The sequence below is a fragment of the Microcoleus sp. Pol11C3 genome (assembly GCF_036701485.1).
GTDB lineage: Bacteria > Cyanobacteriota > Cyanobacteriia > Cyanobacteriales > Microcoleaceae > Microcoleus.
This window is the reverse complement of record NZ_JAUBQW010000090.1, coordinates 1-26,875: the sequence shown is the minus strand read 5'-3', so window position 1 is coordinate 26,875 and position 26,875 is coordinate 1. Positions and strand designations below refer to the sequence as shown.

The 26,875-nt window shown below is 45.5% G+C and carries 17 protein-coding genes and 1 pseudogene; 5 read left to right on the top strand and 13 right to left on the bottom strand.

Annotation, left to right across the window (positions count from 1 at the left end; genetic code table 11):
* Positions 1–42 precede the first annotated feature (42 nt).
* From QUA40_RS19325 to cobA, 6 genes and pseudogenes are all read right to left on the bottom strand, one after another.
* The gene (locus QUA40_RS19325; protein WP_333128726.1) at positions 43–435 is read right to left on the bottom strand and encodes a hypothetical protein; all 393 of its coding nucleotides are present in this window, start codon (positions 433–435) and stop codon (positions 43–45) included.
* A 120-nt stretch (positions 436–555) separates the two neighbouring features.
* A pseudogene (locus tag QUA40_RS19320) lies at positions 556–1,140 on the bottom strand (Uma2 family endonuclease).
* A gap of 81 nt (positions 1,141–1,221) precedes the next feature.
* Positions 1,222–2,406, bottom strand: a complete 1,185-nt coding sequence (locus QUA40_RS19315; RefSeq protein WP_333128724.1) for a tetratricopeptide repeat-containing serine protease family protein — start codon at positions 2,404–2,406, stop codon at positions 1,222–1,224.
* 227 nt (positions 2,407–2,633) lie between these two features.
* Positions 2,634–3,026 (bottom strand): type II toxin-antitoxin system death-on-curing family toxin, encoded by a 393-nt coding sequence (locus tag QUA40_RS19310; protein ID WP_333128722.1) that lies wholly within the window; start codon positions 3,024–3,026, stop codon positions 2,634–2,636.
* Positions 3,013–3,204 (bottom strand): DUF2281 domain-containing protein, encoded by a 192-nt coding sequence (locus QUA40_RS19305; RefSeq protein WP_333128720.1) that lies wholly within the window; start codon positions 3,202–3,204, stop codon positions 3,013–3,015. Before QUA40_RS19305 ends, QUA40_RS19310 begins: the two co-directional genes overlap by 14 nt.
* 184 nt (positions 3,205–3,388) lie before the next feature.
* The gene (gene cobA, locus QUA40_RS19300; protein ID WP_333128718.1) at positions 3,389–4,960 is read right to left on the bottom strand and encodes a uroporphyrinogen-III C-methyltransferase; all 1,572 of its coding nucleotides are present in this window, start codon (positions 4,958–4,960) and stop codon (positions 3,389–3,391) included.
* A gap of 181 nt (positions 4,961–5,141) precedes the next feature.
* Between cobA and QUA40_RS19295 the strand changes: the two genes are divergently transcribed.
* Positions 5,142–8,360, top strand: coding sequence for a glycosyltransferase (locus tag QUA40_RS19295; protein ID WP_333128716.1), 3,219 nt, complete (start codon positions 5,142–5,144; stop codon positions 8,358–8,360).
* An 82-nt stretch (positions 8,361–8,442) separates the two neighbouring features.
* Here the strand turns inward: QUA40_RS19295 and QUA40_RS19290 are convergent, their stop codons facing one another.
* The 3 genes from QUA40_RS19290 to QUA40_RS19280 all read right to left on the bottom strand — a co-directional run bounded on the left by QUA40_RS19290 (position 8,443) and on the right by QUA40_RS19280 (position 20,501).
* Complete coding sequence (locus tag QUA40_RS19290) at positions 8,443–18,468, bottom strand: tetratricopeptide repeat protein (protein ID WP_333128714.1); 10,026 nt, start codon at positions 18,466–18,468, stop codon at positions 8,443–8,445.
* Positions 18,453–19,448, bottom strand: a complete 996-nt coding sequence (locus tag QUA40_RS19285) for a homogentisate phytyltransferase (protein WP_445301169.1) — start codon at positions 19,446–19,448, stop codon at positions 18,453–18,455. Before QUA40_RS19285 ends, QUA40_RS19290 begins: the two co-directional genes overlap by 16 nt.
* 99 nt (positions 19,449–19,547) lie before the next feature.
* Positions 19,548–20,501, bottom strand: coding sequence for a methyltransferase domain-containing protein (locus QUA40_RS19280; protein WP_333128710.1), 954 nt, complete (start codon positions 20,499–20,501; stop codon positions 19,548–19,550).
* A gap of 177 nt (positions 20,502–20,678) precedes the next feature.
* On the opposite strand from QUA40_RS19280, the gene QUA40_RS19275 reads away from it, so the two are divergent.
* Together QUA40_RS19275 and QUA40_RS19270 are read left to right on the top strand one after the other, a co-directional pair.
* Positions 20,679–22,013: a TrkH family potassium uptake protein gene (locus QUA40_RS19275; protein WP_333128709.1), complete on the top strand. Its 1,335-nt coding sequence runs from the start codon at positions 20,679–20,681 to the stop codon at positions 22,011–22,013.
* Positions 22,014–22,153: 140 nt separating this feature from the next.
* Positions 22,154–22,849 (top strand): TrkA family potassium uptake protein, encoded by a 696-nt coding sequence (locus QUA40_RS19270; RefSeq protein WP_333128707.1) that lies wholly within the window; start codon positions 22,154–22,156, stop codon positions 22,847–22,849.
* Positions 22,850–23,185: 336 nt separating this feature from the next.
* Here the strand turns inward: QUA40_RS19270 and QUA40_RS19265 are convergent, their stop codons facing one another.
* Positions 23,186–23,419: a hypothetical protein gene (locus tag QUA40_RS19265; RefSeq protein ID WP_333128704.1), complete on the bottom strand. Its 234-nt coding sequence runs from the start codon at positions 23,417–23,419 to the stop codon at positions 23,186–23,188.
* A gap of 308 nt (positions 23,420–23,727) precedes the next feature.
* Between QUA40_RS19265 and QUA40_RS19260 the strand changes: the two genes are divergently transcribed.
* Positions 23,728–24,327, top strand: a complete 600-nt coding sequence (locus QUA40_RS19260; protein ID WP_333128702.1) for a sulfite oxidase-like oxidoreductase — start codon at positions 23,728–23,730, stop codon at positions 24,325–24,327.
* A 625-nt stretch (positions 24,328–24,952) separates the two neighbouring features.
* Entirely contained in the window at positions 24,953–25,657 is a 705-nt protein-coding gene (locus QUA40_RS19255; RefSeq protein ID WP_333128700.1) for a PEP-CTERM sorting domain-containing protein, read from the top strand.
* Positions 25,658–25,685: 28 nt separating this feature from the next.
* On the opposite strand, the gene QUA40_RS19250 is transcribed toward QUA40_RS19255, so the two are convergent.
* The 3 genes from QUA40_RS19250 to QUA40_RS19240 all read right to left on the bottom strand — a co-directional run bounded on the left by QUA40_RS19250 (position 25,686) and on the right by QUA40_RS19240 (position 26,745).
* Positions 25,686–26,201 carry a mechanosensitive ion channel domain-containing protein gene (locus tag QUA40_RS19250; protein ID WP_333128698.1) on the bottom strand — a complete coding sequence of 172 codons (516 nt, stop codon included), beginning with the start codon at positions 26,199–26,201 and terminating at the stop codon, positions 25,686–25,688.
* Positions 26,174–26,341, bottom strand: coding sequence for a hypothetical protein (locus QUA40_RS19245; RefSeq protein WP_333128696.1), 168 nt, complete (start codon positions 26,339–26,341; stop codon positions 26,174–26,176). The genes QUA40_RS19250 and QUA40_RS19245 overlap by 28 nt, the downstream gene beginning before the upstream one ends.
* A 161-nt stretch (positions 26,342–26,502) precedes the next feature.
* On the bottom strand, positions 26,503–26,745 hold the full coding sequence (locus tag QUA40_RS19240) for a hypothetical protein (protein ID WP_333128694.1): 243 nt from the start codon (positions 26,743–26,745) through the stop codon (positions 26,503–26,505).
* Between the last annotated feature and the right edge of the window lie 130 nt (positions 26,746–26,875).

Genomic DNA, 26,875 nt, shown 5'->3' with positions numbered 1-26,875 from the left:
GCATGGGAGAGCGTGGATGCTGGCGACTGAAGGCATACTTATTCATTTTACTATGGGCGTGTTCCCGGACATGATATAACTAGGTTTTTCCGGGTTGGGATTTGCCAGCATATAAGCTAAGATTTGCGCCAATCCCGCTTCGATCGAAAATGAAACTCGTTTCGATTCTATTACCATCAGCCACAACAGCTCTTTTAAAACTAAAGTGTCGATGCGGCCTTTGATGATAACGCCTTCATCTTCTTCGGAAATTTCGACGGATTTTTCTGGTTTAATGTAGAAAGGATGCAGATAAAACTCGCCGGCAAATAACAGCGGAGAGACGATCGACAAACTGATGGTTTTTTCCAGCATCGGCGGATACTCTAGCAAGTTGAAGTAACCTGCTTTAATCTGATCTAGCTGTCGTTTCTGAAACTCGGTGATTTCTGGCAATTCGTCTTGCCATTCTCTGAAAAATTGGTTGTCTGTGAAAAGTTGCAGGTCAACAAGCGTTTTTAATTCTTCTAAGGTGACATTTTTAGCTTGAATTGTTTGAACTATAATTGGAATTTACTAATTCCAAATTTTTTGCAAATTTAGCACAAATCCCGGCCAAACATTTTCCCCAGAAATGGTTTGAGAAGATTGTAAAACTTCCACTTCTTGACCGGGACCATAAATTTCAACTTCCCGTTTTTGGCGGTTAATCAGCCAATCCAAACGGCAGCCATTTTCCATATATTATTGCATTTTTTCCTGAGTCTTTGTTAATCTGTCACTCGGAGAAAGAAACTCGATTAAAAAATCAGGACATAGGGGGATAAATTTGTCTTTTTGTTCTGGTGTCAAAGCTTCCCAGCGGGATTTTTATACCCAGGAAACATCGGGAGAGCGATCGGCTTTATTGGGCAGAGTAAACCCTGTGGAGGAATCAAACACTTCTCCGAGTTCAGTTCGATCGTTCCACGTCCAGATTTGAGCATTCGCTGTTGAGTTGCGTTTCCCTGTTTCTCCTCCGGTTGGCGGCATGGCGATTAATTCTCCGTTGGCGCTGCGTTCTAGTTTCAAGTCGGGGTTTTCTTCGCACAGTTGATAAAACTGTTCAGAAGTTAATTTGATGAGGGAATTTAGGTTTAAGGTGATAGCAGTCCTGGTTATTTACCTGCTGTTTGTACAAAGTAGATTAAGAATTAAAAATGAATAATCTCATTTTTAATTCTTAATTATTAACTTCTAATTCTACTGCAATTGTTTGATTCTGTTAAGCGCGTCTTGATAGGCGCTGGTTCTTCCGCCTTGCTTGTAAAGTTCTGCTGCTTTCTGAAAGTCTGCAATTGCTTTCGGTTTATCTTTGTTGTCCAGGTAAGCTAAAGCTCGGTTGTAGTAGGCGTCTGCAAAACCGGGATTGGCTTCGATCGCCAGCGTGTATGCTTGAATAGCGCTGGGCGCGCGGGTTGAATCGATGCTGGTGCTGGTGAGGAGAGTGCGGGCATTGCCGATGTTGAAGTACAATTCCGGAGTGTAATTGGGCTTAGAAGCGAGTGCTCTGTTGAAATCGGCGATCGCGTCCCAAGGATTGTCTTGATCTAACCGCGAAAGTCCTCGAAAATAATAAGCTTGGGCGTCTTGAGGATTAATGGTGGATACGGGGCCTTGAGTTGCGGGAGTATTGTCTACTTTCAACTCGGATTTGTTGATTCCCGCCGCCACCAGCTTCGCGATAAATGTATTAATTGGAACTGCTGCATTAAATCCAGTTTTAATCGGGGCGACTTCGCCGGAACTGGTTTGTGCAAAACCAAATTCCCCTTGTCCGTGTAAACCGATGACTCGGGCTTCGGAGTCAAAAACTGGGCCGCCACTCATGCCACTCCAAGTTACGGCTTGATACCGCAAAGTGTAACCTTCCGGGCGGTTGCGCGGGCGGCTGGTAACGAGTCCGGGAGAGAGTTCTGGTTCTCGTTCAGCGCCGAAAAGTCCGCCCGTAGCGGGATAGCCGTAAACGAAGATTTGAGTGCCGATGACGGCTTGATCGGAATCTGCGATCGTCGCGACTGGATATTCTTCAGGGCTTTCAAATTTGACTACGGCTAAATCCGGGTCAGTTTCGGCGGTTTGCAAGCGGGTGACGGAGGTTGCTTGATAGTTTTTGCCGATCGACGTGCGAACGGTGTATTTCACGTCTGCTTTTTCTACGACGTGGTTGACTGTTAAAACTGTGTAAGTTTTGCCGTTTTTGGCAATAATTACGCCTGAACCGTCTCCTAGGGAACTGTTAATTTGTACTGTCAGCGGCCCGGCGATGCTGGCGACTTCTTGGGGAGTTTTGGCGATCGCGGGTTGGCTGATGACTATGGTTAAGGCTGCCGTAGTTCCTGCTAGCAGGGTGGTTAAGGTGTCGTAACGAGAAAAATTTATATTCATGGCTATTGCTAATTAGTAGTTGGGTAGCGGGATTTGGCAGAGAAAGGGCGATCGATCCTTGGTAGTTTTTTTGTGTTGAGTTTTATTACTGATTTGACGCCCATGCGATCGGCTTTGTTCTTTAGTGATAATTTTACTCGCTTTTTTGTTCCGCGATTCGCTATTTCAATGTAGGGTGAGTACGCCGCACCTTACTTAATCTCAATGAAGGCTGCCCAACTTACTTATTAAAGCTCCAAAATACATGACTCGAACTCGGTGCTTAATTCTTCCTTAGTCATCGTTACCCCTGCGACTCGCATGACTAAATCATATGCTCGATCGTCCGTCAAATTCAGAGTACAACCATTTAAACGCAAAAAAGTATCCATCACCGCAAAAGCCGTTCGTTTATTGCCGTCAATAAATGGATGATTCATCGCTATGTGATAGAGATATGCGGCCGCTTGTTCGCTAATTGTTGGATGCAAAAATTGACCGCCAAAAGTTGCTTGCGGTTGAGCCAAAGCCGACTCTAACAAGCCTTCGTCTCTGACACCGGGAGTGCCACCAAAGCTAGAAATCTGGTCTGCATGAAGTTCTAGCACTTCATCTAGAGAGAGAAATTTAGGAGTTGGCAAGGCGACGGTAAACCTCCTCTCGTTCTTTTTTAGATGCTAGGTAAGCGTTCCAAACATCACTTTTTTCGGATTTTACAGGCTGTTTTGCCTTCAGGGCTAGTACAAACTCAAGCACTTCTTTCAACATAGGTTCTGGTATTTGGTCTAGTTCTTGAAGAAGTTGGTCTTTGGCGGTCATATTTCCTCCTAGTTATTTTACAACTATTTTATCCTAATTCATAAAAGTTTTGCAACCGAGAGATTGTACGCGAGCATCTGTAGGGACACGGCACTGCCGTGTCCTTAGCCAAAAAAATTTAAAATTGTTATTATAACCCTTTTACCACCTACAGATTAGAGAATCAACTACTGTTCGAGCGCACTTATACATTTTGATATCCTGCAACCCATTCAACGATCGCCTCAGTCAATCCGTCTAACGTGTATTCTTTGGCTTCCACATCTAACTTACCCAATAAATTTTGGCAGCTTTTGGAAGTTTCCGGGCCGATGGATGCAATGCAAACGTTTTCCAACCAATCCTGAGATCCGGACAACTGCGGGCTTTTTTCTAGGAGGTGACAAAAGTTCTGGACGGTTTTGGAACTGGCAAATGTTATGATATTTACGGCTTGATTTTGGAGTGCGGATAGGGCGATCGGATCGATTGTTTCGGGACAGCAAGATTGGTAAGCTGGCACTTCTATTACTTGCGCTCCTTTGGCGGTGAATTCTTTTACTAAAATTTCTCTCCCGCCGCTTTCTACTCTGGGAAATAGGATTTTGCAGTTTTGCAAGTTATCGGGGAAGTGCTCGACTAGGGAATCGGCGACAAAGTTGGGGGGAATAAAGTCTGGTTGTAGAGAGTGCGATCGCAAACTTTCTGCAGTTTTTTTCCCGACTACTGCGATTTTAATACCAAACAAACTCCGGGCGTCTTTGCCTTTTGCTTGTAATCGTTGAAAAAAGCAGTCTACAGCGTTGTGGGAAGTGAGAATTAACCAGTGAAAGCTTGACAATTGTGCGATCGCACTGTCTAATGGTTCCCAAGTAGACGGCGGCCCAATTACTAAGGCGGGCATTTCGATAACGCGGGCTCCTTGTTGCTGGAGTCGATCGCTAAATTCAGCCGACTGAGAAACCGATCGCGTGACTAAAATGGTTTTTCCTGCTAGCGGCAATGGGCTGTTATTAGTGGTGACAGGTGTATCGAGCATATTTGTGCTTTCTGGCTGGATTAAATATTCGCGCAATCTGACTACTTCCCCAATTACGATCACGCAAGGCGATAGAGATTGACCTGCTGTTTGCTGTACAATGTTGGAGAGAGTGCCGAGCCAAATTTGCTGTTCGGGACGGCCACAATCTCGGATAATGGCGATCGGAGTTTCGGGCGATCGTCCGTGCTTTTGCAATTGCCAGATTATCTCGCTTAAATTGCGTCCTCCCATCAATATTACCAAAGTTTCTATCTGCACTAAAGCTTCCCATTCAAGAGCATCCGGTTCGTGGGCGCTCATCACTGCAAAACAGCGGCTCATCACCGGATCTGTGAGGGGAATTCCTGCTAGTAAAGGTGCGGATAGGGCGGAAGAAATTCCGGGTATTACTTCAAAGTTGCAGCCCGCTGTGATTAATGCTTGAATTTCGGAACTTGAACGACCAAAAATAAACGGGTCGCCACTTTTTAAGCGGATTACTTGTTTTCCAAGTTGGCAATTTTCTACCAGCAAACGGTTAATTTCTTGCTGCTGCGTGGAAGGTTTGCCGCCACGTTTCCCGACTTCGATTTTCCGACAAGTTGCTGGGATTAATTCGAGTTGCGGGATGTCGATTAGAGCGTCGTAGATTAAGACTTCGGCTTGGGATAGCAGTTTGTGCGATCGCACTGTCATCAAGTTACAATCTCCAGGCCCCGCACCGACTAGATAAACTTTCCCTTTTTGGTTTTTCACAATTCCTCCTCCGTGGTATACTTTCTCTCAGAGTAGTTGGTTAAATCTCAAATATTTCACCATTCTCAAGAACGGGCAAGATGCCCGTTCCACAAAGAGTGAATTTTGTGGGGTCGGCCGAAGAGCACGCCCATAAAAAGCTTCTTGAGAATCGTGCAATATCTCAGTTATATTTAATTTTATGCAGATTATCATCATTACGGCCGCCGATGCAAATTACTTTGAATTGGTGCGAGGCACTATTTTATCGGTGCGGGAAAAACCCGAGGGCGAAAATGTGGCGATCGGCTTTTTCGATCTCGGCTGTACTCCCCAACAGTTGCAGTGGTTAAAAACACAAGTTAATATCATTCAAAAGCCCGATTGGGACTTTGACTTTCCGGGCAGAAATGAAGCCCCTCACTATCTCAAAGGCCTTTTAGCGCGTCCGTTCCTCCGTCGATATTTTTCCAATTTTGACATCTACCTTTGGATAGATGCCGATGCTTGGGTGCAAGATTGGCAAGCTGTTAAACTGTTCGTTAAAGGCGCTGCTAAACGGGGTTTAGCAGTTGTTCCAGAACTCGATCGGGGTTATTATTTAGCTTACGGCAAACTGCCTTGGTACTGGCAATTTGTTTGCCGCGATTATCAAGCAGCTTTTGGCGAAGAAGTAGCCCAAAAGTTGCACAGCTATCCAACCATAAATGCAGGTATTTTCGCGCTGCAAAAAAACGCCCCCCATTGGCAAATTTGGGCAGAATATCTGGAACAGGGATTGCAGCGGCACGTTTCTTTAATGACGGACCAAATAGCTTTAAATCGGTTAGTTTACGGCACTGAAATGTTTGACAAAACAGAGATGCTGCCGGCTCGGTGCAACTGGAGTTGCAACTTTGGTTTGCCAGTTTGGGACAAGCACCAAGCCTGTTTTGTGGAGCCGTATTTGCCACAGGAGGCGATCGGCATTCTGCACATCACTGGTCACAAACACGACTTGGTAAAATTAGCAACAACGGACGGAAATCAAATAGAAATTAGTCTCCGATACCAACCGCTAAAAAAGCAAAACTATCCTAATTTAACACCAAAAAAAATGACATTACCGCCGTTATCGCAAATCACCAACAATACTTTGCTGCCCGCCGGAGATTACGTCTCGCCCGGATTGAAAGTTATTCTCCCAGATGCGTACTTTCCCAACATGATTGTTGGGGATACTCAGACTTGTTCCTGGCCTTATTTGCGCCGGGAAATCAAGCACAATTGGTATGTCGATCGCCGTGCTAATTCAGTCGGATTTCTCAGTCGCGACGAAGCACATATTCTTTACAATACAGCCCTGCAATTCAAAGGTAAAAAAGCATTAGAAATAGGCTGCTGGCTAGGGTGGTCTGCCTGTCACTTAGCCCTAGCAGGAGTTGAGTTAGATGTCGTCGATCCGCTGTTAGAAACAGAAGATATCAGACAAAGCGTAATCGATTCAATTCAAGGTGCTCTAAATGCGTCTGGCGTTCAAACCTCAGTCGAGCTAATACCCGGCTATAGCCCCCAAAGAGTAGAAGAATTTTCCGCTCAATTCAACCGCAAATGGTCGTTAATTTTTATTGACGGAGAACACGGAGGTGATGGGCCGTTAAATGATGCCATTGCGTGTGAAAAATTGGCTGAGGAAGATGCAATAATTTTATTTCACGATTTAACCGCTCCAGATGTTGGTAAAGGCTTAGATTACTTGAAGCAAATGGGATGGCAAACGGTAGTATATCAAACAATGCAAATTATGGGGGCTGCTTGGCGGGGCAATGTCGAGCCAGTAAAACATCAACCCGACCCGAATATTTCCTGGCAGTTGCCAGCACATTTGCACGGTTACAATATTAGCAGTTTAGAGACAATTAATTCTCAAACAGCCAGCCCAACCAATCAAAACCAACAGTCATCTTATACAAGAAATTTTTACCTATTAATCGGAGAAGGAACTCGCACTTCTGCTAGAGAAATTATTCCCCTGCTGTTAGACTTGCTGCAACCCATTTTACCTAAAAGTGTGGTAGATGTGGGCTGCGGTACGGGAAGTTGGTTAGCTGCGTTTTACAAGTTGGGAATTGCTGATTGTTTGGGAATAGATGGCGATTATGTCGATCGCACTATTTTACAAATTCCTTTAAATCAGTTCCAATCCGCCGATTTAAAGCAACCGCTGCAAATAAACAGAAAATTTGACTTAGCAATTTCTCTGGAAGTTGCCGAACATTTGCCGGCTACCTGTGCCGAAAACTTTGTTAATTCTCTCACTCAACTAGCACCGGTGATTCTGTTTTCTGCTGCGATACCATTTCAAGGAGGCGTCGAACACGTTAACGAACAGTGGCCACAATATTGGGTTTATTACTTTCAGAAAAACGGCTATGCAGTTATTGACTGCTTGAGAAAAAAAATATGGAACAATGACAAAGTAGAGCCTTGGTACGCTCAGAATATCTTAATTTTTGTTAAACAAGAATACTTGTCGGGATATCCGAGGTTAATAAATGAATATCAAAATACCGATCTGAATCAATTAGCCATCGTTCATCCCAAGATTTATTTTTACTGCTTGCAAACTGCTAGAAATTCGGTACATAATTTACAATCAGAAAGTCTCAAAGAAGTTACAGCATCGCCACAATTGGCAGATCGACCTTTGGTATCTGTGATTATTCCCTGCTACAATCAATCTCATTTTTTACTGGAAGCAGTAACTAGCGTGATTAACCAAACTTACAAAAATTGGGAAATTATCATTGTCAATGACGGCAGCTTAGATACTACCAGCACAGTTGCCAAAAATTTAATAGTAGCAAATTCCCAATATCAAATTAGGCTTGTAGAACAAACTAATCAAGGGCTTTCAAGTGCTAGAAATGCGGGCATAGCAGCCGCAAACGGTGAATACATTATGCCTTTAGATGCGGATGATATCCTAGCTGAGAACGCCTTGAGTGACCTTTTAGAAATATGTTTAAAATCAAATGTACCTTGCGTAGCATTTGGTTCTTATCAAATGTTTGGGACTGAAAATCGCATAGTACCCAGTTACGAGTTGTATTCTCCCGAAAATATCAAGCAATCTAACATGATTCACCCGTCTTCACTCTATCACAAATCTCTTTTAGAGTTGGTCAGCGGGTACAAAGTTGGCATGAAGGAAGGTTACGAAGATTGGGAGTTTTGGGTTAACTGTCACAAGCACAATATTCCCTTTTTGGGAACGAGAGAAGTAGTTGTCAATTATCGGCGTTCCCAGGGTTCTATGTTGGCCAAAGCTCAGCAATATCATCAAAAGTTGGTAGCACGAATTGTTTGTTACAACCGGGAACTTTACGATAGTGAAAGCGTGAATAATGCTGAAAAGCTATTAAAACAAATCGCAAGTTAATCGGAATTTTTTATTCTTTAGTCCGCAAAAACGGACTTTGTTTGTGTAGTAGCGAATTCTATTCGCCGGAAAAAGATGATTGTTAAAGCGAATTTGATATAACATCCAAAAAACGCTTAACCTGTTTTTCCCAAGTCCAATCCAGCATAAAGTTAGCCGCCGCTAAACCGCGACGTTTTGATTCTTCGCGATTAGTATAAACTTGTTCCAAAGCCTCGACAACTTCTGCAACCTCAGACTCTCCCCAACCTTCTACACCGGAAAAAGGAGCAGTCGGTTTAACTCGTCCTTGACTCCATAAAGGATAGCAAATGTGGCTGTAAATTAAGTCTAAATGACCCGTATTTGCTGATAAAATAGTCGGAATTCCGCAGGCCATACTTTCCATTGCGACTAAATTAGTGCCGCCTTCACAGCGGTTAGTGAAAACAGCACAGTCGGCTTCTCGCATAATTTGTCCGCTGAGGTGATTGGGAATTAAGCCGATGTCGATAAATGAGTCAACTGGCAAACCGTTAGCCACTAACCATTGGGAAATTCCTAAACTTCCGTCGCCGTTGATATTGGGAAGTCCGGCAACGTTTCCGGTTTGTTCGATTCCCAGCATATACTGAGGCCAGAAGTTGTGCCATGTTGTTAGTAACAAAGCCTCTGGATGTTTGGCGCGAAATCGTTTGAAAGCGGCAATTACAATATCTTGCCCTTTGCGATATTCTAGTTTGCCGCCGGAGAAAATAACGAAGCGATCGCCAAATAGATTAGATTTGGGTGCAGGATGGAAAATTGTTGGGTCAATTCCTTGATGTACCATCGCCACATTAGTCAAGCCGCAGCTTCTCAAAACATCCGCATTCCAGTTGGAACCTGCGACAATCGCGCTATATTTTTTGGCTGTTTCTACTGCTTCTGCTGTGATTCCTGTGTCTTCAAAAAATATGACTCCTATTTGACAAGCGCTGGTAATTTGATTGTCAACTCCAGAGGCTGCTAAATTATTTCCCAAAGCGTAAAGTACGGGAAAATTACAACTGATTTGTTTGTCGGAATTGGCTGCTACTAATTCCTGAAAAGTTTTGTGCTTTTCAATTACAGGTAACAACAGCGATTTATGCAGCGGATTCATCGATTCTGAGGTGATTGATGGCGGTGCTAAAAGTGCAACTTTCCAGGCTTGATTTTGCAGCAGTTGTAGTGTTAAATTCAGGCCGTAAATTCCCCAACCACTGGTGATGCTGATCGGCCAACTGATGCCGATTCCTGTAATTGGTGGGAGAGTTTCTGGGGGTTGGATTTGAGGCTGAGTATCAGAATTTGCGTTCCCAGGCTGAGTCTGGCGACGAGTAGATTGTAGGGGCGGTGCTCCCGTGCCCGCCCTCTCTAGCAAGGCTACTTTTATACGATCGCAAACTCCATCCCAATCACCAGCTTTTTGCTGCCTAAACAACCGCGCAGTGGGATACCAAGGGCTATCTTCGCGTTCCAGCATCCAGCGCCAATCGGGAACAAAAGACAGCAAAATCCAGACGGGTTTGCCCAAAGCACCAGCCAAATGCGCCACAGAAGTATCTACGCAAATTACTAAATCGAGTTGCGAAATAATTGCTGCGGTGTCGGCAAAATCGACGCACTGTTCGCTTAAATCTTCAATTTGGTGTTGCTTTAATAAAGTGCGTGAAGCGCTGCTATCCTGTAGGGAATCGCCCGCTGACAAATCTTTCTGAAGACTGTAAAAACTCACTCCCGGAACATCTACAAATTTCACAAAAGCGCTCAATTTACACGATCGCCGATGATTGTTGCGGTGCAGCGGGCCGCCCGCCCACACAATACCTACTTTTAGTTTATTGTTCGGCTCTAGGGAAAATTTAAAATCCTGTGGCGGAGCTAAATAAGGAATATTTGCCGGTATATTTTCCAAAGTTGTTCCCAGAATTCGCGGCAAACTTAGCAGCGGGGCTTGCACTTGAAAATCTACCAAATCGCTCGGCCGCACTCCTACTAGATCGACTCCTGCAATTCCTTCAAACAAACGCTTCAGCAAGACATGACAAGCAACAATAACTTTGCCGCCTTTTTGCTTAACTAAAGGAGCGTAGCGGATAAACTGTATCGTATCGCCAAAACCTTGTTCAGGGTGCAATAAAATTGTTTTTCCCTGTAAATCCGAGCCGTCCCAAAGTGGTTGCTCAAAAGAGCGCCGATCCAATTGTTGAGTTTGCCAGCGCGATTCGTACTCTGCAAAACCCGCCTCATAATTTCCAGTTAAAAGCAAAGCTAAGGCTAGTCTCAAGCGCCAATTTGGCGAGTTTGGACGTAGTTGAATTGCTTTATTGTAGAAGTCGATCGCCTCTGCGACTTTTCCCTCTTCTTCTAGGGCGGAACCCAAGTATAAGTTTGTTTCGCTCAGGTTGGGATTGGTTTCTAGCGCTTGTTTGTAGTGCGAAATTGCCTCGGCTATTTGCCCGTTTTCCTGTTTGAGATAACCTAAATAACTGTGGGCTTCGGCGTGGCTGGGTGAGGCGGCAATTACTTGTTCGTAACGAGCGGCTGCCTCTGCTTTTTTACCTTGTTTTTCTAAGGCTTTTGCTATATAAAATTGTACCTGTGCAGGCGATAAAGACAATCGATTCGAAGCTTCGGTATCTCCGTTACCAGGCACAGCTTGGGAACGAGGAGAAATTAGGTGTTTTAAGGCGGTTTTTATGCGATCGCAAACTCCCACCCAATCGCCTGGTGTTTGCTGCCGAAACAGCCGCGCTGTCGGATACCAAGGGCTGTCTTCGCGTTCCAACATCCACCGCCAATCCGGCATAAAACACAGCAAAATCCATACGGGTTTACCCAAAGCACCAGCTAAGTGCGCGACAGCAGTATCCACGGAAATTACTAAATCTAGTTGCGATATCACCGCCGCAGTATCGGCAAAATCGTTCAAATTGTCGCTCAAATCTATCACGGGAATTTGAGTTAACAAAGTACGATCGCCAGCCGACATTTCTTTCTGAAGACTGTAAAAACTTACACCGGGAATATCTAACAATTGCAGGAAATAGCTTAAATCGCTCGATCGCTGAAAATCCTTCAAATGTTCCGAACTTCCGGCCCACACAATCCCAACTTTGAAATTGCGATCGGAATTTAGGGAAAATTGCCAATTCGGCGGCGCAGCTAAATAAGGAACATTTTCCGGTATATTTTCTAAATTTGTTCCCAGGATATACGGCAAACTCATCAGCGGTGCTTGCACTTGGAAATCCGGCAATTCATCGAGCCGAATCACTACTTGTTCAATCCCCGGAATCTGCTTAAATAAACGCTTCAGTTCTTGATAGCAAGAAAGGATTACTTTTCCGCCTTTTTGCTGCACAATTGCCGCGTATCGCACAAATTGAATCGCATCGCCCAAACCTTGTTCTGATCGGAGCAAAATAGTTTGCCCGTTCAAATCTAAACCGTCCCAAACCGGTTGGTCAAAATGCAACCGTGGCAATTTTTTTGCCTGTTCTGTTTGCCAGCGCCACTCGTATTCTGCTAAACCGCGCCGCAAGTCCCCACTCAACAGCAAGACTAAGCTTAAATTGAAGTGAGCTTTGACACAATTTTTATCAATTTCGAGAGCTTTATTGTAACACAAAATTGCTCGATTTACGTATCCTAATTGTTCAACAGCACTGCCTAAATTAGTGAGGGCTTCTACATAATTTGGCTTTAATGATATTGCTCGTTCCAAGCTAGAAATTGCCTGTTCTATTTTGCCCGCAGCCAAACATAAGGTTCCCAGGTGATAGTGTCCTTTAGGATTGTTCGGTTCTGCTTCAATTGCACGCTCGTAAAGCTGTTCTGCCTCGGCTAGCTGAGATTGTGTTTGCATCGCCGCACCCAAATTTATGAGCGCTGGCACGTAATTAGAATTGACGGAAAGTGCTTGATGAAAACAGGCGATCGCACTCGGCAACTCGCCCTGCTGCTGGAGTATCGCGCCGAGATTATTGAGAGCTTTGACGTAAACCGGATTCAGGGCGATCGCCTTTTGAAAGAAAGATACAGCGGCCGCTATATTGCCTTGATCTTGCAGCAAAATACCCAAGTTATTCTGGGCTTGAGCGCAGTTAGGGTCGATTTCGATCGCGCGCTGATAATAGGTGGCAGCTTCGGCTAAATCGCCTGTTTGGTGCAGCGTCACTGCCAAATTAGTGGCTGCCTCTATCGAATTTGGCTGCAAAAGTAAAGCATTTTTAAAATAAGCTATCGCATCGGCAAATCTTCCTTGCAACTTGAGAATATTTCCCTGATTGAACTGTTTTTGATATAAGTGAATATTAATCTGACTTTCTATTGGCGGTAGAGCTTCCTGATGGTGACCAATTCTTTCTCTTAGCGCCAAACTAGCTTCTTCTAAAACTCCTTCCCAATCTCCCGCTGTTGACTGGCGAAACAGTCGCGCCGTGGGATACCAAGGACTATCTTCGCGTTGCAACATCCACCGCCAATCCGGCACAAAACAGAGCAAAATCCACACAGGTTTGCCCAAAGCACCTGCCAAGTGTGCAACACAAGTATCTACAGAAATCACTAAATCCAGAGCCGAGATTGCTGCTGCAGTATCGGCCAAGTCGTGCAAATAAGAGCTTAAATCTGTTACAGGCATTTGCTCTAACAAAGCGCGATCGTCTGCTGTCATTTCCTGTTGCAAACTGTAAAAATCGGCTCCGGGAATATCTAACACTTTGGTTAGCAAATTTAGCGGGAACGATCGCACCTTATTTTGGGAATTTTTAGGATTTCCTGACCACACAATTCCCACTTTCAAATTAGGAGTTTGACTGAGAGTAAATTCCCAACCGGGCGGCGGAGCTAAATAAGGAACCTTCGCCGGTATAGTTTCTAAAGTTGTTCCTAAAAGGTGAGGCAAACTCATGAGCTGGGCGTGAACTTGAAAATCCGGCGCCTCCTCTGGATTAACTATTAACCCATCGATTCCCGAAACTTGTGCAAACAAGCGCTGCAAGTGCGGCAAACACCAAACAATTACCCTACCGCCTTTTTGCTTGACTAAATCTGCGTAGCGGATAAACTGAATTGCATCGCCTAAACCCTGTTCCGGGCAAAGCAAAATAGTTTTTCCATGCAAATCTTTGCCATCCCACAGCGGCTGAATAAAGTTGTGGGGCCGGAACTGTTTTTCTTTAACTAGGAGTCGCCATTCGTACTCGCAAAAACCGCGCTGAAAGTCTCCCGACAGTAGCAAAGCTAAACCTAAATTTAGGTGAGATTCAGGATTGCCGACATTGAATTTAACAGCTTGGCTGTAGCAGGTGACAGCATCTGCAAATTGGCCACGATCGTGCAAAGCACTTCCCAAACTGGTGAGGGGATTGATATAACCGGGTTTGAGTTCGATCGCCCGACGGTAACAATTGATCGCCTCTGCCATTTTTCCCGCTTCCTCAAAAGCTTTGCCGAGATTGTTCAAAGCTTCAGGAAAGTCGGGTTTCAGGCTCAAAGCTTGCTGATAGCAGCCGATCGCATCTTCAATTTTGCCCTGTTTGTGCAGGACAATTCCTAGATTACAGCGAGCCTGTGCACTGGCTGGCAATTGCTGAATCGCTTGCTGGCAAACGGCTAGAGCCTCATCTAACTTGTCTTCTTGTTGCAGGGCGCTCCCCAAACCCAGCAGAGTTTCTGCTAAATCCGGTTGCAGTGCAGTCGATCGCTCGTAGTATGCGATCGCACGGTCAATTTTGCCCTGTCGGATCAAGGCGTAAGCTAAATGGTGCAGGGCATCCGCATAATTGGGCTCAATTGCGATCGCGCGTTCGTAATTCGCGATCGCTTCTGCTTCCTCCCCTTGTGCCTCCAAAGCAATTCCCAAATTCAAATAAGCCACCGCGCAATTAGGATTGACTTGAATCGCTTGCTCGTAGCAGCTTATAGCCTCCGCCACATCCCCTTGCTCTTCCCGCAACAGGCCCAAATTAATCAGCGCTTCCGCGCAATTCGGGTTTAAAGACAGCGCCCGCTCATATTCTGCGATCGCCTCTTCAGTCTCCCCTACTTCCGCGAGCGCGCTGCCCAAATTGCTCGCAGTTTCCGCCAAATTCCGGTCGATTGCTAGCGCTTGTCGGTAATGCGCGATCGCCTCTGTTAACCGCCCGCTTTGCTGTTTGACAACGCCTAAATTGCTGTGGGCGGCCGCGTAATTCGGATCGCTCGCGATCGCTCGCTCATAACATTCGATCGCACCGCCAAAATCGGCTTGCTGCTGCAAATCCACGCCCAACCGAAACTCTGCATCCGCCAAATCCGACGGCCCGGATGCAGCAGCAACCGCGCCTAGAGCTTCCGCCACCCGATCGAAAACATCCTCCCAGTCGCCCCTTTCCCGTTGCCGAAACAGCCGCGCCGTCGGATACCAAGGACTATCTTCGCGCTCCAACAACCAGCGCCAATCGGGGGAAAACGCCAGCAAAATCCACACTGGTTTGCCCAAAGCGCCCGCCAAATGGGCGACAGCGGTATCGACACTAATGACTAAATCTAGTTTGGCGATCGCAGCCGCAGTATCGGCAAAATCGCCAAAATGCGGACTCAAATCTACGATCGACCTTTGATTCAACAGCGCGCGATCTGCCTCGGAAACCTCTTTCTGTAAGCTGTAAAAACTTACCCCCGAAACGTCCAAAAGCGACAGAAACTGGCTTAAACTGCACGAACGCTGCTTGTTTTTGCGGTGTTTTGGATTCCCCGCCCAGACAATGCCAACTTTTAAAGTGCGATCGGGCAAAAGTGCAAATTCAGCACCCGCCAGCGGAGATAAATAAGCAGTATTTGCCGGTATTGTTTCCAGCTTTGTACCGATAATATAGGGCAAACTCAACATCGGCGCTTGCACGTCAAATTCCGGCAGTGGCTCGCCTTTAACTATTAGCAAATCAATGCCCTCAACCGTTGCAAATAAACGGTGCAATTGCGGATAACAGCCAACCATGACCCTACCGCCTTTATTTTTAACGATCGCAGCGTAGCGAATAAACTGAAGCGAATCGCCTAAACCTTGTTCGGCGTGCAGCAAAATAGTCTTTCCCTGCAAATCATAACCATCCCATAGCGGCCGGTATTCTCTCGCCGAAACAGTATTATCCGCTCCCGTCAAAAAACAGGAATGACCAGTGTGAAATTCTTTAATTTGCCAACGCCACTCATATTCAGCAAGACCATTTTCCAAATCTCCCACCAACAGCAAAGCCAAGGATAAATTCAGGTGAGCGCTAGCGTGATTAGGACTTAAATGAATCGCTCGTCTGTAGCAGGCGATCGCATCTTCTACCGCCCCTTTTTCCAGAAAAGTCCTGCCTAAATTATTGATAGCTTCCACAAAATCCGGCAGCAATTCCAGAGCTTTGTGATAATACTCCAGCGCATCTTCTAAATTGCCCTGTTCTTGCAATACTGTTGCCAGATTGTTGTAAGCTTCCCAGCTATGCGGATGAATTTCCAGCGCTCGCCGGTACAGCTCGATCGCCATTACAAGTTCGCCTTTTTCTTGCAGCGCCACCGCTAAATTAATCAGGGCGGGTACGAAATCCGGTTGAGCTACAAGAGCTTGCTCGTAATGTGCGATCGCCTCTTCCACTTGACCTTGTTCCTCAAAAATCTTTGCCAAGTTGTAAGCTGTTTGAGGAATATTTGGATCGATGGCTAAAGCTTCTCGGTAATGGGGGATAGCGGCTTCCAATTCGCCCTTTTCTTGCTTGAGAAAACCAAAATTAATCCGCGCTTGAACGCAATTTGGCTCACGAGATATAATCTGTTCGTAAAGGGCGATCGCCTCTTCCTTATCACCTATTTCCATTAACTGTTCTGCTTGCCGCAATAAATCCTCTAAAACAACTAAATTCTCGCCAGCCGTTTCGATCACAACCGATGTCTCAATACCCTGCGATTGCTTAGCTGCGGAGCCTTCTGCTAACCCTTCGCTCGCCATCACAAATATTTGTTTACTCTCTTTAACCACGCTTGCACCTGTCATTTTGAGAGCCACATAATCGAGGTCAGGCTTATTATTAGCAGTCAATGCGACTGAAACGAAGTCAAGCTGATCGTGGGCAGAATTGTCGGAATAACTAGCAGTATTGGCGATCGCAAATAAACTCAAAGCCTCCTGTACTTCCTCAAACAATTCTTGCCAACTTTCCGGCTGACTTTGGCGGAAAAGCCTCGCAGTTGGGTACCAAGGATTATCTTCACGATCCAGCAGCCAACGCCAGTCAGGAGCAAAAGAAAGCAGCACCCAAACCGGTTTTCCTAAAGCACCAGCTAAGTGCGCCACAGCCGTATCGACACTAATGACTAAATCCAGTTGAGATATAGCCGAAGCGGTATCAGCAAAGTCGTTCAAATACGGAGTTAAATCCGGTACTAAATGTTGGTTCAACAAAGTGCGATCGCTCTGGGACAAGTTTTTTTGTAAACTATAAAAAGCTATTCCCGGAACATCCAAAAATTGAATAAAATCGCTCAAACTGCAAGAACGCTGATTGTCTTTCCGCCGTGTAGGATTCCCAGCCCAAACAATCCCTACCTTCAATTTGGCATCCGAAGAAAGCGCAAACTTGCACTCAGCAGGCGGATATAAATAAGGAACATTTGCAGGTATTGTTTCCAGAGTAGTCCCCACAATTCGCGGCAAACTCATCAGCGGTGCGTGAACGTCAAATTCTGGCAAACCTTCGAGACTAACTGATAAATATTCAATACCAGGAACTGTCGCAAACAACCGCATCAGTTCTGGATAGCAAGCCACCATAACTTTAGCGCCTCGGCTGCGAAGAATCGGCGCGTACCGAATAAACTGAATCGAATCGCCAAAGCCTTGCTCGACGTGCAGTAAAATAGTTTTTCCCTGCAAATCCGAACCATCCCAAACCGGCTGTTTAAATTGCCTCGGTTGTAGTTGCGGAGTGCGCCACCGCCACTCATATTCAGCAAAACCGCGCTGAAAATCTCCGAACAATAGCAAAGTTAAACCTAATTCCAGGTGTGCGATGGCATTGTCTGGCTGTAATTCCAAGGCTCGACTGTGACAAGAAAAAGCCTCTTGAAACTCTCCTAAATCGACCAAAGCGTGTCCGAAATTGTTAATAGCTTCCACGAAGTCTGGCTTTAAGTTTAATGCTTGTCGGTAGTGGCATATTGCTGCTTTTGCATTGCCTTGTTCGTGGAAGAATGCTCCTACATTGTTGTGAGCTTCTGGATTGTTGGGATCGAGTTTTACCGCTTCCTGGTAGCAGTTGAAAGCTTCTGCTAATCTACCTTGCTGCTGCAAAACAGTTCCCAATCCCATCAAGGAATATGTCAACTTAGGATTGATGCCTAAAGCGTGTACGTAATAAGCTATAGCCTCGTTTAATTGATTTTTTTGTTTAAATAAATGTCCTAAGTTGTGCGCTGTTTCGTGGAGGTTGTGGTCTAGTTGCAGCGCTGTTTTGTAATATAAAATAGCTGCGTCTATTTCCCCTAAGTGCTGTTTAATCCAGCCCAAATTATTGTAGGCGAGTGCGGAATTGGGCTGGATTTTGATGACTTGTTCGTAACTGGCGATCGCCCTTTGATACTCGCCTACATCCAGTAAAAGATTAGCCTTATTTAAATGTGCTTCTACAAAATCACGGTTTTGGGCGATCGCCTTTTCGTAAAAGTCGATCGCTTCGGCAATTTTTCCCTGCTGTCTGGCCGCGATTCCCAACAAACACAGCACGTTTGCTGATTCCGGCTGCACTTCTATTATTTGCCGATACAAATTCTCAGCTTCTAACAAACGGCCCGCTTGGTGATGTTCCCAAGCTAATTTCAAAGAGTCTTCGGCACCCAGTTTGCAGGCAGATTTCCGAATTTTTTTTTGAGAAGCCATAGTTGTCTTTGTTGTTTGGGAGTTCGCTAACTGGTAATTGCCAAATTGTTCTAATTTGTTAACTCTTCCTTCTTCCTTCTTCCTGACATCCGTGGAGCGAATCCGTTGCCGAGCTTCCTTCTTCCTGACATCCGTTACATCCGTTACATCCGTGGAGCGAATCCGTTGCCGAACTTCCCCTTCTACCCCAACAAACAAGCTGCCGGAAAAATCAGATATTCTAAGAAAAACAACTTCCAGATAAACTGATAAAATGCAGCAATTTCTATTTTATCGTCCAAATCAACTTTCGTGCTCCAAAACCACATCAAACCCAAAGCCGCCAAATGAGAAACTGCCAGAAACACTAAATTAACATTAGACAATACGATCGCTCCCGCCAAAGCCGCCCCCAAATAACAAACCGTCAACACCCAGCGAGATAAATTAAAGACGGCAGGCTTGCCCAGCTCAATCGTAAACGTAGTAATATTATATTCCTTGTCCCCTTCCATGTCGGGGATATCTTTAAAAATGGCGATCGCAAACGTAAACACCACAACAAAAACCGTCAGCACCCAAACTTCTGCAGGAATCGCAAAAGACACACTCTCCAAACTCCAGCCCGAAAAAGCGCTTTTCGTCCTTCCCAAATTCAACACCCAATTAAAGTGCAAAAATAACCCTAAATTTACGATCGCGCCCCGCACCGTAAAAATGCACAGCGCCGCCCAAAAAGGAAACCGTTTCAGCCGAATTGGGGGCAGAGAATAAGCAGTCCCGATCGCCAAACTAACGCCAACGGTAGCCAGCAAAAACGGACCTTGCAAAACAGCAATCAAAATTGCTATAATTCCCGTTGCCATTACAATTAATTCCCCGGTTTTCCGAGAAAACACTCCAGAGGCGATCGGCAAATACGGCTTATTTATTTTATCAATTTCAACATCTTCTAACTGGTTCAATCCCACAATATAAATATTGCCGCAAATGCAAGCCAACCACGCAAAAGCTAGGGAACCAAATACAGGATTCACAAACAGCCGCGCACTTTGGGCGATAGCGTACAAAGCCAATACACTCAAGCTAGTACCCACAATTGTGTGCGGCCGAGAAAACTCCCAAAATGCTCTCACCCAGCTTTGCGGAGCCGAGCCATTTTTATCAATCCAAGACTTGCCAATCGAATCGTTGCTCATAAAACTCACACCCGCACTAAACAAATAATATTCTGTAGGGTGCGTATTACGCACCTTACTCATCAACTCAAGACTAAAAACTTCTCTGATATATGCCTGTTATTTTACAGCACAAATCAGCCCAAAACGAATCAACCCGCTCTGATATCCACGGCTCATCAATCCGAGAGCAAGTGCAGCTTGAATAGTCGTCCAACCGCTCGTGAGCAAACCCCAAATTGCGCTCGGAGTCAAAGCAGAATCGATCACCACATCCCAAAAAGGAGCAACAGCTTTTGACCAATCAGCGGTGCGAATACTTGTCAAAGGCAAACTGCGGACAATTTCCTCGTATTCCGGCAAAGAAATCACATAAGGCAAAGCATAAACCCGGTAAATTTCTGCCAATTCCTTTCTCTCTTCATCAGTTAATTCACCCGCCGTTTCTCCTACCGGGCGGTGACACCAAGTTGCTAAAATCAAAGTTCCTCCCGGCTTGAGTACGCGGCAGCATTCCTGCAAAAACTTAATTTTGTCGGGCATATGTTCGCCACTTTCGAGCGACCAAACCAAGTCGAATGACTCGTCAGGAAAAGGCATATTCAAAGCATCTGCTACCAAAAAGTTCACATTGCTTTCTAGCCCAGCAATTTTAGCGCGTTCGGTCGCTCTGTTGGCCTGTACCGGACTCAGAGTAATCCCGGTCGCTGTAACGCTAGCGCCCGTTTTGTTTAGTTCGGGCGATCGACTATAATCTTGATCCGCCTCGCCATCCAACTTTAAATTATTTTGAGCGATCGAACTAAACTTTTCGGTCAAATACAGCGTGCTGCCGCCGATCCCGCAACCGACATCGAGAATGCGGTAAGATTCACACAGTGCCTTGTCTGACGGTACTCCAGCCCAAGCCAGCAGTTCTTCTATCAAATCAATCTGAGCCTGTCGGCGCTCTTTTTTCAAATTGCCATCCGGGCCGTAGTAACCGTGGTGCATATGTTCGCCCCACACCTGCTCCCACAAACCGCTAGAAGCGTCGTAAAGTTGCTGAATTTGCTGGTAAAGTGTTGATGTCATCGCCGGATCGCAAGTTATTAAAGGAATTCTACCGTTATTTTCCCGATGTTGTCATAGAATTTGGCGATTGAGTTCGATCGGTCTCCGGCATTCGCCAGACAGAGATGTGCTTATTTCAACCCCGAGGATCGGTTTGTGGGTTCCCTCTAAAATCTAAAATCTAAAATCTAAAATCGAATGACTGTCTCGCGAACCATTGCTTTGGGCTTTCTCGCTGTCATCCTCGCAGGCGCTCTATTACTGATGATGCCCTTTTCCACAATTGATGGAACTTGGAGCGATCCAATAACAGCACTGTTTACCTCTACTTCCGCTGTCTGCGTCACCGGCTTGTCGGTGGTGGATGTGGGAAAATATTACTCTTTTTGGGGGCAACTGTGCCTAGTTTTACTGGTGCAAATAGGAGGCTTGGGCTACATGACAGCCACGACTTTCTTGCTGCTGTTATTGGGCCGCCGCTTTGGCTTGAAAGACAAAATTGCCCTGCAACAATCTCTCGACAAATCCGGGCTAGCCGGCGTAGTACAACTCGTGCAGTCAATTCTAGCAACAACGCTTTTGTTTGAATTAACAGGAGTGTTTTTGCTGATGACGGTTTTCGTCCCCCAATACGGATTTAAACAGGGTGTGTGGTCTGCTATATTTCACAGCGTTAATTCCTTTAACAACGCGGGTTTTAGCATCTATTCAGATAATTTGATCGGCTACATCAATTCGCCTATGGTTAACTTCACTGTCGGCGGTTTAATCATATTTGGGGGAATCGGCTATCAAGTAATTATGGAAATGTACCTGTGGGTGCGCGATCGTTTCAACAAAAGCCCTATCTGCACAGTTTTTTCCCTGAACTTCAAAGTTGTTACCAGTACAACTGCCGTTCTTTTAATTTTAGGAACGCTAGCCTTTTTGGTGCTGGAATACGACAACTCAGACACTTTCGGCTCTCTAAATTTTCCTCAAAAGCTGATGGCAGCTTGGTTTCAATCTGTTACTCCCCGCACGGCGGGGTTCAATACAATTAGCATTGGCCAAATGAGCGAAGCCTCGCTATTTCTGACTATCGCGCTGATGTTTATCGGCGCCAGTCCTGGCAGCACCGGTGGCGGAATCAAAACCACAACTTTTAGGATATTGTTTTGCTGTACCACAGCAGTTCTCGAAGGCCAGGAAGATGTGGAGTGCTATCAGCGTCAAATCCCGCCAGCAATGATTCTGAAAACCATTAGCGTACTCTTTGGTTCCTTGTTGGTCGCGTTTACATCTGCAATTTTAATTGAGATTACCAATCCAGAACTAAAATTTATCGAAGTGCTATTTGAAGCAGTTTCAGCTTTTGCCACGGTCGGTCTTTCCACAGGGATTACAGCCAAGATTTCAGTGATCGGTAAGCTGGTTTTGATTGCTACAATGTACATAGGTCGGGTTGGGGTGCTGCTGCTGATGAGTGCTGCATTCGGCGACCCAAAACCCAGGTCTTTTAAGTATGCTGAGGAAAGTTTGTTAGTGGGATAAACAAATCCTGCCTCCTTGCTGATAATCTAAACAATGGGTGACAACCCAAATCAACTTTTACTACTTACCTAAAAACCAAAAGGAGGCGGCGCTGTCTCTGCTAAAATTTAAACAGCAAGACGTTCAGCGCTGGATATTCAGTGAACCTGTCATCTTTAAATTTTTTTCGCACTTTGCGCGCCGACAACAAGCAGTTTGCAGTTATTGGTTTGGGACGCTTCGGCAAAGCTGTGTGTTCTACTCTGCACGGTTTGGGTTACGAAGTCCTGGGAATTGACACTGATGAAAAAAAAGTAACTCAAGCTTTGAACGATCGTATTGCTGCTCACGTTTTGCAGTTAGATTCTACTGAGCCTAGCGCTCTTGCGGAAGCCGGTATATTTGAATTTGAAACAGTGATTGTTGCGATCGGCAATTACCTAGGAGAAAGCATTACCACCGCCCTAAATCTTAAGGAAGGCGGGGTACGTCACGTAATCGCCAAAGCTTCTTCGGAAACTCACTTAAAACTGTTGAAAAAAGTCGGCGCAGATCATGTAGTTTTTCCCGAACGAGAAATGGGCTGCTCTTTGGCCCGGATTCTTACACAACCCAGCATTTTAGAACGCTTTGACCTCGACCCAGATCACAGCATCGTTGAGTTGCTCGTTCCTGAAAAGTTTGACGGTAAAACCATCTCGGAATTGGATCTCCGCCGGAAGTATGGTTTGAACTTGCTAGCAGTCGGTCGCGCCGACAAGTTCGAGATCAATCCGCAGCCCAGCGAACGCTTGAGAAAGGGCGAGGTGATGGTAGTAATTGGTTCTAATAAAGATATCAATCGCTTGCCAATTTAACAGATCCCCATTTTACGCACATACAGCAACAATTCTGGACTCAGAAACCCGGTTTCTTGGGTTCCGAGTGTCGAAGTCCTAAGCAATTCTTGCGGGATGTGTGAAAATTTCCGACCCTCACCAACCCGGTTTATCTTAGATAAACCGGGTTTCTCTGTCAATCTTTATGTTCTAATTTTTAACTGAAATATGTAAATTGAATTTCACCAGTTCTGGGGTTGGTTCCGTCTTTGCGACCCCCTCTGAGAACCTAGCCAGACAAATCGCGAAAATCTCCATAAGGTAGCAGCACCTGATCGCGCTCCCGCAACTCTCTTAAGAGCTAGCCCTGAAAATTCAGCCAACGTTCAAGATTTTTTGCAGGTAAGCTTTGCCCAGAACCACCACCGCCAAGACTAGAGCGAGTTCAACAGGCCAAGGACACACCGCCACAAACCAAATTAACGAACACACTCCAATAATGGCAGCTATGGGAGCCGGAATTCCGTCTAGCGTTCTGTTGTCAGTCCCCACAGCCACCAACCAAGCAATCAAGCAGACCGCCAACGGAATCAAGCAAGTTGTGATCATGATTTTTACCCATCAAGTTTTTTACACATGGCATCCGAGCATATTGTTACAATACATCTAAAGATTCGGAAATGCACCATTAATTGCGATATAATCTAAGATTAAAAAATTCATCCTCTGGGGTGATATATTTTGTAATTTTTAGCTTCGCCTCTATCCGAAGGCAGAAGTAGGTTGGCATCAGGGAGAATTTGGAAATTTTTATTCGCCAGAATTGTTTTTAGTTTCTACCTTGAGATTAATTGCGATGCGTCCATATCTGCAAGTTATAGTGAGGATTGCACTGAGTTACTGTAGAGCGTGAATCAATGCTGGGCAAATTTTTTCGCAAGCCAGAATTAGAAAACAGCGATCGCGTCCCCCCGGGTCAATACCTAGCCAACGGCTTTCCTGTGCTGACCTACGGCGATACACCCTCCGTCAGTATTGAGAGTTGGGAATTTAAAGTCTGGGGATTGGCAAAACCACAAACCTTCACTTGGTCGGACTTCCAGGCGATGCCCCAAAGTAACTTTACGGCGGATTTTCACTGCGTCACCCGGTGGTCAAAACTCGACGTGCAGTGGACGGGAGTCAAAGTCACAGATTTTATGAACTATGTAGAAGTCGATCCGAAAGCTCTGCACGTCCTGGAACACTGCTATGGCGGCTACACTACTAACATTGCGATCGCCGACTTCCTCCGAGAAGAAAACTTTTTCGCCCACACCGTCTTCGGCGAACCTCTATCCGCAGACCACGGTGGCCCAATGCGGCTCGTAGTTCCCCACTTGTACGCTTGGAAAAGCGCTAAATGGATTAACGGCCTGGAATTTACAGAAACCGAAGAACTCGGTTTTTGGGAACGCAACGGCTACCACCAGCGGGGCGAACCTTGGGCAGAGGAACGCTACAGCGGTCTGTTTTGATGCGGTCGGTCGGGAGCAACGACTTGCCTAGAGCTTCTATATACGGTATTTATTGAGGGGCAGTCCGCTTTTTTACCGCTTCAATCTGCTCCGATCCCATATCGTCGATCGCATCTTTGGGAGGGCTCACGGCGCTGGATATATTTAATTTCACCAAAAGATGTAAACCCAACGATCGCAGTTTGTACGTAATTTACCTAATCAATAAACTACTTTAACTTTCATACGCAAGCCCCAAAAAACAAATATTCCCAGTTTCTGGTTAATATAAAAGTCCTTTAACTGTCAGTACACACGAATCTTACCGTATTTATACTTAAGTGTTTGCTATTGAGGATTTAGACTTGAGAATACAATAAAAAATTAGCATAAGCCCCATCCAAATCTGTTTGGCTGACCCGCGCTCCCATGCCCGCAACTGCAAGGTTTCAATCCACAATATTTATAATTATTTAGTGGTATGATTAGGGAGCGAGCGCCCGCGAGCCGAGGCGATCGACAGCATTTGTGAAGGTTATGTAAAGGCTTGATAAAGAATAGGTCAAACTTTACCTAAAGTGAACCAAATACAAAAAAGTATCGCATAATGAAATTATTAAGACCATCGCACAAAAGGAATCAGGTTATGAATACCAAACTCTTATCCGCCCTCACAGCTACCGCAGCCGCCACAGCTCTGTTTGGCGCCGGATCTCCAGCTCAGGCAGCGTCCTTTGGTACCAGCGGGATCACATTCGGACAAAATCAAGATGTCCAATTTAATTTCAAGGAATCTCACGGAGCATTCACTTCCTCTTTGGGAATTTACAGCATCAACGGCTTCTCACTGACTAAAGTGGCCGACCTATTTGCCGAAACTAAATCCTCCGACAACGAGGGCGCGAACGAATGGAAAGGAACTATGGGCAATACAGTCTTGGGTCCTGCCACGGTAGCATTCACATTCCTGGCCAATCAAGTTTACACCTTGGGACTATCAAGCAATAACGGCATGGTCTACTCGACATCGGGGCTGAACCTGAATGTGGCCTCTACCGGCAGCCAGCAAGCCGTGTTTGGCGGGCAGTCGTCGCTGTGGAGCGCACTCGACAGCAAAACTACGAAAACTTTCGGAGCTGCTGGAAGTTTCACAGACGGAATAGGTTCTCTGTTTAACGGAGGCACGCTAATCTCCTTCGACGATCGCGGTGGCGGAAACGACGCAGACTTCCAAGACTTCGCAGTGAGCGCACAAGCAGTTCCCGAACCAATGACAATGACTGGTTTGGCTCTCGGTTTTGGCGGCTTGGTTGCAGCCCGCCGCCGCCGCGCTAGCAAGACGTCTTCATAATTTTTTTCAAAGGGAATGAGCTGCTCAATTACGTTTGATAAAAAAGAATAAGATTGGCAGGCGCGCTGAGTGAAAATCGGCTCGCCTTTTGCTTAATTTGAAAAGTCAGAAGGAAGAGGGAAGAAGTCAGAAGGAAGAGGGAAGAAGTCAGAAGGAAGATTTTTCCCACTCTCCCCCTCTCCCACTCTCCCACTCTCAGCCTTGGTTTTTGTCTGCGGCACCTGTGCTGGTTCCGGCAGCGTCCAATGGCAGAATTGGTCAATACGATCGCCTTCGGCACAATAACTCGCTCTCCCCGATCAGTCAGAATGTGAGTTGAACGCATCGAAATCTTTTCAACAGTACCTTCAAAGCCTTCTACAAATATCTGATCGCCCCATAGAAACGGTTCGTGCAACAGCAGCAATATTCCCGATAAAAAGTTTTTGAAGATATCTTGGAACGCGAAACTAATAGCTACTGAATCCAGTCCTAACAAACCGATGATATTTCCCGGACGCAAAGCCGAGAACACAATCACGCAGGCGATCGAACTTCCAGCCACCAAGTGAGGGCAAAGGCTATCTGCACTAAGAGCGATCGCAAGGACAAACTTTTGACAGTCTCTTTAGTAGCTGCCGAGATTGTTCGGCGAACGTAAGGATTCAGGTCAAAAGAAATGCAGCTACAACGCTTATATGGCAAGGGTTTCAGGGTAAAGTAAGAGCTTTTGTCTTTATCTGTTGACTGTCAATAAGTGACGAGAAATCACATTTTTTCCCGATCTATTGACAAGAGAGATTTATTTAGCATCAAGCTACAGATCTAAAGTCTTTAGCCAGCAAGGAGTTCAGTGACCTGAAGCCTTACTGGCGAACAAACTTCGCTGCGGTGTTCGTCAGCACCAGAACTACCACAGCCGCTGCTATTGACGGCATTGCCTTGATCGCTTGACCCAACAGGTTTAACAAGCTAGTTTGGATTTGTTGAATTATCGCACCCATTGTTAAATTTGAACTCAAAAATTTTAGACCAATCATCGATCGCTGGCTAATTTCTGATTTTTCCAGACCATCGTTTATGCAATATTCAACAGAGAATGATATCATATATTTCATTTATCTACTGCTTAGCTCATTCCTCGGAAAAACAGAAAGATGAATTGGCTCTTCAGAACTTGTGGTGATAAGTTTATCTAATCAAGTGCTAAAATGTTTAATGTTTTTGAGTGGTTAAATC